We start from the raw sequence: 1266 nt of genomic DNA on the forward strand, positions 1-1266 counted from the left end.
CCTGCCACGATGGCGATCATCCATTTGGATTTCATTGTGCGTCACCTCTCCCTCCATTTTACAAAAGGATTATGAGAATTTACTGAGAAAGCGGCAAAAGAATCGTCGCTTTCGTGCCTTTTTCAACTTCACTATCTAACTGAACCTCAGCTCCAAGGACTTGAGCTAGTTCTTTTGCCAAGGACAGCCCTAGACCAAAGCCTCCAGACGAACGTGTTCTCGCTTCATCCACCTGATAAAACCTGTCGAATACTTTTTGTAAATGATCCCTCGAGATCCCGATCCCGGAATCGGTAATGACTACTCTTGCTTTATCTCCAACCTGGTCCACTCGTACATCAATAGAATCATCACTATACTTTCTTGCATTGTCCATAAATATATAGAGAAGCTGCTTCAGTTTTTGCTCATCGGTTATAAGCTCTATTTCATCATTCACTTCAAATCTCACATCGCGCTGATAGGCCTTTTCAAAAGCATTCACGGTAGACTGAAGAATCCCGGTTAAGGAATGATGCTGCCACTCCATATTCCAGTGCTCCTCCTGCTTGGCTAAAAGCAGCAGCTGCTGGGTCAACTCGCGCATCCGCTCTGCTTCGGAGTGAATCGCTTCAACGGATTCATCAAAAAGAGCTTCGTCGTTCTTGCCACGTCGCTTCAATAAACTTGAATAAGACTCAATGACCGTCAGCGGCGTCTTTAACTCGTGCGAGGCATTGGAGACAAACTGTTCCTGGCGCTCATAGTTTGACGCTAACTGGTCGATCATCTGGTTGAATGCCTCTGTCATCTGGTAGAGCTCGTCCTTTGATTGCTTCGGGGGTGTGATACGCTGAAACTGGCCGCTTCCTCGGATTTCATTCATCGTCTGAATCAGGGACGTAATCGGGTTTGTGATCAAATTGCTCAGTATACGGGCAGAAATGAATAACGGAACGATCGCTATGAGTGAAACTACAAGCAAGACGATGCGCAGTAATTCCATGGTTTCAGCTTCAGCTTCCATCGATTCCGTCAACTGCAGCGAAGCGACTTCTCCATCCGTCCAGATAACAGGAACAGCCACAAAGGCAAAGGGCGTCCCTTCAACGGACCGGACTTCTGTCACTTCCTGCTGATAAAACTGAGTTTCTTGATCAATGAGCTCTTGATGATTTCCACCGGTCACAGTCTCATCAGATTGGCCACCTTGCAAAACGACCTGAAGCATTCCATCAGGAGGAACATAAGCACGCAGCAAATCCTGCGTAGCAGCTGCATTCTGAT

Annotated in this window: 1 protein-coding gene; it reads right to left on the reverse strand. The window is 46.8% G+C overall.

Annotation, left to right across the window (positions count from 1 at the left end; translation table 11 throughout):
• Window positions 1–79 precede the first annotated feature (79 nt).
• The coding region (locus LD39_RS11930) for a cell wall metabolism sensor histidine kinase WalK (RefSeq protein ID WP_035546755.1) at window positions 80–1266 on the reverse strand (1187 nt) is incomplete at its 5' end.

Source organism: Halobacillus sp. BBL2006, from assembly GCF_000786645.1.
Classification (GTDB): domain Bacteria; phylum Bacillota; class Bacilli; order Bacillales; family Halobacillaceae; genus Halobacillus.